Origin of the sequence: Type-D symbiont of Plautia stali, from assembly GCF_001485335.1 — a bacterium.
GTDB lineage: Bacteria > Pseudomonadota > Gammaproteobacteria > Enterobacterales > Enterobacteriaceae > Pantoea > Pantoea vagans_C.
This window is the reverse complement of record NZ_BBOC01000146.1, coordinates 1-6,628: the sequence shown is the minus strand read 5'-3', so window position 1 is coordinate 6,628 and position 6,628 is coordinate 1. Positions and strand designations below refer to the sequence as shown.

At 54.3% G+C, this 6,628-nt stretch carries 7 protein-coding genes; 1 reads left to right on the top strand and 6 read right to left on the bottom strand.

Annotated features, from left to right (window positions below):
• Window positions 1-469, top strand: a 469-nt coding sequence (gene yieH, locus PSSD_RS25140) for a 6-phosphogluconate phosphatase (RefSeq protein ID WP_058974133.1), incomplete at its 5' end; no start/stop codon positions are given.
• A 50-nt stretch (window positions 470-519) separates the two neighbouring features.
• On the opposite strand, the gene PSSD_RS25135 is transcribed toward yieH, so the two are convergent.
• The 6 genes from PSSD_RS25135 to pstS all read right to left on the bottom strand — a co-directional run bounded on the left by PSSD_RS25135 (window position 520) and on the right by pstS (window position 6,424).
• A complete protein-coding gene (locus PSSD_RS25135; RefSeq protein WP_058974134.1) occupies window positions 520-1,710 on the bottom strand; it encodes an MFS transporter in 1,191 nt (396 codons plus the stop codon).
• Between the two features lie 166 nt (window positions 1,711-1,876).
• A complete protein-coding gene (phoU, locus tag PSSD_RS25130) occupies window positions 1,877-2,611 on the bottom strand; it encodes a phosphate signaling complex protein PhoU (RefSeq protein WP_038643963.1) in 735 nt (244 codons plus the stop codon).
• A 14-nt stretch (window positions 2,612-2,625) separates the two neighbouring features.
• Window positions 2,626-3,399 (bottom strand): phosphate ABC transporter ATP-binding protein PstB, encoded by a 774-nt coding sequence (pstB, locus tag PSSD_RS25125; protein WP_039333017.1) that lies wholly within the window; start codon window positions 3,397-3,399, stop codon window positions 2,626-2,628.
• Window positions 3,400-3,443: 44 nt separating this feature from the next.
• On the bottom strand, window positions 3,444-4,331 hold the full coding sequence (pstA, locus tag PSSD_RS25120; protein ID WP_039333015.1) for a phosphate ABC transporter permease PstA: 888 nt from the start codon (window positions 4,329-4,331) through the stop codon (window positions 3,444-3,446).
• The gene (gene pstC / locus PSSD_RS25115; RefSeq protein WP_039333012.1) at window positions 4,328-5,290 is read right to left on the bottom strand and encodes a phosphate ABC transporter permease PstC; all 963 of its coding nucleotides are present in this window, start codon (window positions 5,288-5,290) and stop codon (window positions 4,328-4,330) included. The genes pstA and pstC overlap by 4 nt, the downstream gene beginning before the upstream one ends.
• A gap of 90 nt (window positions 5,291-5,380) precedes the next feature.
• Window positions 5,381-6,424, bottom strand: coding sequence for a phosphate ABC transporter substrate-binding protein PstS (pstS, locus tag PSSD_RS25110; RefSeq protein ID WP_058974132.1), 1,044 nt, complete (start codon window positions 6,422-6,424; stop codon window positions 5,381-5,383).
• Between the last annotated feature and the right edge of the window lie 204 nt (window positions 6,425-6,628).

Below are 6,628 nucleotides of genomic sequence, written 5' to 3'. Positions count from 1 at the left end.
GGTGCCGATCGACGAGTTTGAAACCGCTTATCGCGCTGAAGTGGCGCGACTGTTTGACCTCGATTTACAGCCGATTGCTGGGGCAAAACCGCTGATTGAGCAGGTAAAAGTGCCGATGTGCGTGGTGTCGAACGGCACGGTGAAAAAGATGCAGCATTCACTGGGTTTAACCGGCATGCTGCCGTATCTCGATGGCCGCCTGTATAGCGGTTATGACATCAATCACTGGAAGCCCGATCCGGAATTGATGTACCACGCCGCGGAACAGATGCAGGTGCCGATTGAGAAATGCATTCTGGTGGATGATTCAGAAGCGGGCGCGCGAGCCGGCATTGCGGCGGGTATTCCGGTGTTTTATTACTGCGCTGATGCGCACAATCCTGAACTGGACCACCCGCTGGTGACGCGCTTCGATGATATGGCGCAATTGCCAGATCTGTGGCGCGCCAGAGGGTGGGATTTGGTGTAAACCGCGATGCGGTTTTTCGTAGGGTGCACCTTCATGCGCACCAGCAAATTTTAACCAATCGCGCCCAGCGAATCCTCGTTACTCTGCTTCTTCGGCAACAGGAACAGTGTGGCGACAATATCCAGCAGATAAATCAGCGCCAGCAGCGTGATGGCCGCAGTAAACGAGATTTTTGCCGCCAGCAAGCCGATGACTAACGGGCCAAAGCCACCCACACCACGTCCCAGATTGAACAAAACGTTCTGCGCGGTGGCGCGTGCCTGTGGCGGGAAGGTGTCAGAGATCAGGGCACCGTAGCCGCCAATCATGCCATTCACAAACATCCCCATAATGGCCCCGGTAAACAGCATCACCGTCGGGTCACGCAGTTGCGCATACACCACCACCATGGCCACCGCACCAAACTGATACAGCAGGAAAATTTTCCAGCGCGCAAAACGATCGGCCAGCACGCCAAACAGCCAGATACCAAAGGTCATGCCGACCACGGTGACAGCTGTCCAGAGACCCGATTTGGTCAGACTGAAGCCAAAGCTGGATGACAGATAGCTTGGCATCCAAATCATCAAGCCGTAATAACCAAAGTTTTGCACCGAGCAGAGAATAAAGATGCCGAGGCTGGCTTTGCTGGTGGCGCGATCGGCAAACAGCAGTTTGATGCGCGCAGCAAACGACAGCTGTGGGGTTTTCTCTACGTGTTGAGTAAAGCCCTCAGGCTCGCCCATACTGCGACGAATCACAAATGACACCAGTGCAGGCAGCAAACCCACCAGGAACATGCCGCGCCAGCCAATCACGCTTAACAGCGGCGGAGTGATAAACGCCGCCAGCAACACGCCGAGCTGCCAGCCAATGCCCACCCAAGCGGAGGCGCGATTGCGTTTCTCTTTCGGCCAGGCTTCGGCAATCAAAGCCATGCCGATACCAAATTCACCGCCCAAGCCCACGCCCGCCAGCGTGCGGTAAGCCAGTAAATCCCAGTACCCCTGCGCCACCGCACACAACCCGGTAAACACGGAGAACATCAGAATCGTGACGGTGAGGATGCGAATGCGGCCATAGCGATCGCTGAGGTGGCCAAACACAATGCCGCCAATCACTGCGCCGATCAGCGTCCAGGTGACCAGCGAACCGGCCTGAGAAGGATCGAGCGCCAGCGAGACGCTGATCGCCGGTAACATAAAGCCCAGAATAAGCAGATCAAATCCGTCCATCGCGTAGCCACTGATAGCGGCCAGCATCGCTTTAGCCGGTGTGACGGCATTTTTTTTGGTTTTGCGGAAGACATGTAACAGCACCTGGCAGAAAAAAGTGCGCCAAGTATAAAGAGAGGAAATCGCGGAGACCAATCAGAAATGAAGATAGCTGCCTGTGTGCCACAGTGGCAACAGGCAGCCGAAACGGCAATTAAGAGGGTTTGTTGCTGCCGTCGTCGCCTGACAGCAGTTCATCCAGCTTGTCGCCGCCCACGTGACGGAAATCCTGACCTTTCACGAAATAGAAGATAATTTCGCAGATATTCTGGCAGCGGTCGCCGATACGCTCAATCGCACGGGCGCAGAACAGGGCAGTCAGTACGCTGGGGATGGTGCGTGGATCTTCCATCATGTAGGTCATCAGCTGGCGCACGATGCCTTCATACTCTTTATCCACTTTCTTGTCTTCGCGGTAGATCTTAATGGCTTCATTCAGATCCATACGCGCAAACGCATCCAGCACGTCGTGCAGCATTTGCACGGTGTGGCGGCCCAGAGATTCCAGGCTGACCAGCAACGGCAGGTGCTGCTGGCTGAACTTCTCCAGCGCCGTGCGGCTGATTTTTTCAGCCACGTCACCAATACGCTCCAGCTCAGAGATGGTCTTGATGATCGCCATCACCAGGCGCAAATCGCTGGCGGTAGGCTGGCGTTTGGCGATGATGCGCACGCAGGCTTCATCAATCTCCACTTCCATCATGTTGACCTTCTGGTCACCGTCGATCACGCGACGTGCCAGCTCGCCATCCTGATTGTGCATCGCGGTAATGGCATCGGTGAGCTGCTGCTCCACCATGCCACCCATGATCATCACCTGAGTGCGAATGTGTTCCAGCTCCGCGTTGAACTGACCGGAGATGTGTTTGTTCAGATTCAAATTGTCCATGTGCGTCTCCTGAATCAGCCGTAACGACCGGTGATGTAATCTTCGGTCTGCTTCTGTGCGGGCTTGGTAAACAGTGTATCGGTGTCGCTGAACTCAATCAGTTCGCCCAGATACATGAAAGCGGTATGGTCAGAACAACGCGCGGCTTGCTGCATGTTGTGCGTCACGATCACCACAGTGTAATCCTGCTTCAGCTCAGTGATCAGCTCTTCAATACGACCGGTAGAGATCGGGTCGAGTGCCGAGCATGGCTCATCCAGCAACAGCACTTCCGGGCGAATCGCGATGCCGCGTGCAATACACAGGCGCTGCTGCTGGCCGCCGGAGAGACTGTAACCGCTCTGATGCAGCTTGTCTTTGGTTTCATTCCACAGCGCGGCTTTGGTCAGCGCCCACTGCACGCGTTCGTCCATATCGGCACGTGACAGTTTTTCAAACAGACGCACACCGAAGGCGATGTTGTCATAAATCGACATCGGGAACGGTGTTGGCTTCTGGAACACCATGCCCACGCGTGCGCGCAGCAGGGCGATGTCCTGACTGGAGGCCAGAATGTTGTCGCCATCCAACAGAATGTCACCTTCCGCACGCTGCTCAGGATAGAGCGAGTACATCTTGTTGAAGGTGCGCAGCAGGGTGGATTTACCACAGCCTGACGGTCCGATGAAGGCGGTGACCTGGTTCTTCGCGATATCCAGGTTAATGTTCTTCAGAGCGTGAAACTTACCGTAATAGAAGTTCAGATTGCGAACCTGAATTTTACCGGCAGAAGTCGTTGCCATACTCATTGCTCATCTCTCTTGTGCAGCGCCGCCGAAGCCGCGCCGGGGAATTAATGTTTGCCCTTGGCGAAAACAACACGCGCGACAATGTTCAGCAGCAGCACGCACAGGGTGATAATCAACACACCCGCCCACGCCAGACTTTGCCATTCGGCAAACGGGCTCATGGCGAATTTGAAGATGGTCACCGGCAAGTTCGCGATGGGCTGCATCATGTCGGTGCTCCAGAACTGGTTCGACAGCGCGGTAAACAGCAGCGGTGCCGTTTCACCCGCAATACGCGCGACGGCCAGCAGGACACCGGTAATGATGCCGGATACCGAGGCTTTCAGCGTGATGGCGGAAATCATCTTCCACTTTGGCGTACCCAGCGCATAAGCCGCTTCACGCATGCTGTCTGGCACCAGACGCAGCATGTTTTCTGACGTACGGATAACGATTGGAATCTGCAAAAGTGCCAGTGCCACTACGCCCGCCCAGCCAGAGAAGTGCTGCATCTGCGCAACCACGATGGTGTAAACGAACAAACCGACCACAATCGAGGGCGCTGACAACAGGATGTCGTTGATGAAGCGAATCACTTCCGCTAACCAGTGCTTGCGGCCATATTCAGCCAGATAGATGCCTGCCATGATCCCCAGCGGCGTACCAATCACCGTTGACCACAGAATCAGTAATCCACTGCCGGCCAGGGCGTTGGCTAAACCACCGCCTGCGGTGTTCGGTGGCGGCGTTGATTCTGTAAATAACGACCAGCTCAGGCCATCAATACCTTTGGTGACGGTAGTGAACAAAATCCAAATCAGCCAGAACAGGCCGAAGGCCATGGTCAGCATGGATAACGTCAGGGCAACTTTATTCTTGGCGCTGCGTCGCGCCTGCATTTTACGACGCGACGCTTCCAGCTCAGCACGTGCGTGCATTTCGATAGCGGTCATGAACGGGCTCCTTCACTCTTCGCCAGACGCAGGATCATCAGTTTGGAGATCGCCAGCACGATAAAGGTAATCACGAACAGGATCAGACCCAGTTCCATCAGTGCCGCTACGTGAACGCCCGATTCGGCTTCTGCAAACTCGTTCGCCAGCGCGGAGGTAATACTGTTGCCCGGCATAAACAGCGAGGCGCTGTCGAGCTGGTAAGTGTTACCGATGATAAAGGTTACGGCCATGGTTTCACCCAGTGCACGACCTAAGCCAAGCATCACACCACCGATGACCCCGTTTTTGGTGAACGGCAGCACGATGCGCCAGATCACTTCCCACGTAGTGCAACCAATGCCGTAGGCGGACTCTTTCATCATCACCGGCGTCTGCTCAAACACATCACGCATCACCGATGCAATGTACGGAATGATCATGATGGCGAGGATCACGCCGGCGGCCAGGATACCGATACCGAATGCCGGGCCTGAGAACAGGGCACCCACAAACGGAATGTTCGACATGATGTTGCCGACCGGTGTCTGGAAGTACTCAGCGAACAGCGGGGCGAAGATAAACAGGCCCCACATGCCGTAAACGATACTGGGGATCGCGGCCAGCAGCTCAATTGCCGTGCCCAGCGGGCGACGTAACCAGTTGGGCGCCAGTTCCGTCAGGAACAGCGCAATACCGAAGCTCACCGGCACAGCGATGATCAGGGCAATAAGTGAGGTGACGAGGGTGCCGTAAATCGGTACCAGCGCACCAAATTGTTCATTTGGCGCATCCCAGGTTTTGGTCCATAAGAAGGAAAAACCAAATTTCTGGATGCTTGGCCAAGAGGAGAAAATCAGGGAGACGATAATGCCACCCATCAACAACAACACGATAAGCGCGGAAAGTTTCACCAGCGCGCCAAAAATCATGTCACCTTGTTTACCTGGGGCTTTGAACGTCGGCTTAGTGGCAGCCATAAGTTTCTCGGTTCTCAGAGGAAGTTCAGGGCGGCATAAAATGCCGCCCATCGGGGTGGGTCAGCCAGGTGGGCTGACCGGGTCATTCGCTTACTTGTAAATCGCTTTGCCGGCGCTGTCTTTGATGTTCGCTTTCCAGGCAGTACGAATCTGGTTAGCCACGCTTTCTGGCAGCGCAGCGTAATCCAGTGAGGTTGCAGTTTTGCTGCCACCTTTGTAAGCCCAGTCGAAGAACTTCATCACTTCAGCACCTTTAGCCGCATCAGCCTGCTCTTTGTAGATCAGGATGAAGGTAGTAGAAGAGATTGGCCATGCATCTGCACCTTTCTGGAAGGTCAGGTCTTGAGCGAAAGATTTGCTCCAGTCTGCGCCTTTAGCAGAGTTAGAGAAGCTGGTTTCGCTTGGCGAAACTGGCTTGCCATCTGCATCCATCAGTTTGGTATAAGTCAGGTTGTTTTGCTTCGCGTAAGCATACTCAACGTAGCCAATTGAACCCGGCAGACGCTGTACGAAGGCGGCAACGCCATCGTTACCTTTGCCGCCCAGACCGGTAGGCCAGTTAACGGTGTTGCCTTTACCAATTTTGCTGTTCCAGTCTGCGTTCACTTTAGACAGGTAGCTGGTAAACACGAAAGAAGTACCTGAACCATCAGCACGACGAACCACGTTGATGTTAGTGTCTGGCAGTTTCACGCCTGGGTTCAGTTTAGTGATCGCCGGGTCGTTCCACTTTTTGATGTTGCCCAGGTAGATGTCACCGACGGTTTTGCCGTCGAGGGTCAATTCACCTGATTTCACGCCTGGGATGTTAACGGCCAGTACCACACCACCGATAACGGTAGGGAACTGGAACAGACCATTTTTGTCCAGATCGGCATCAGTCAACGGCGCATCTGACGCACCGAAATCAACGGTTTTAGCGATGATTTGCTTCACGCCGCCTGAAGAACCAATACCCTGATAGTTGATTTTGCTACCGGTGGCTTGCTGGTATTCTGCTGCCCACTTGGCATAAACCGGTGCCGGGAATGTACCGCCAGCGCCAGTCAGATCGGTGGCTGCAAAAGCAGATACCGCGCTTACTGCGAAGGTGGCGGCGAGGATTCGGGCTACGGATGTACGCATCAGTGTCATGTTCCCTCCAGGGGATTTAAAAAAATCAGGCTCAATGCCATTTTAGTTGGAGTCAGTGATTGCTGCTGGAGGGAAAATAGGACAGTTTGATGACAGTGAAATGTACAAAATATGACAGTTATATGACATCGTTTAAAAAGCAAGCGGGCCCATTGCAGACCCGCTCTTTTTACTGATTATTCAACGGTAACCGATTTCGCCAGG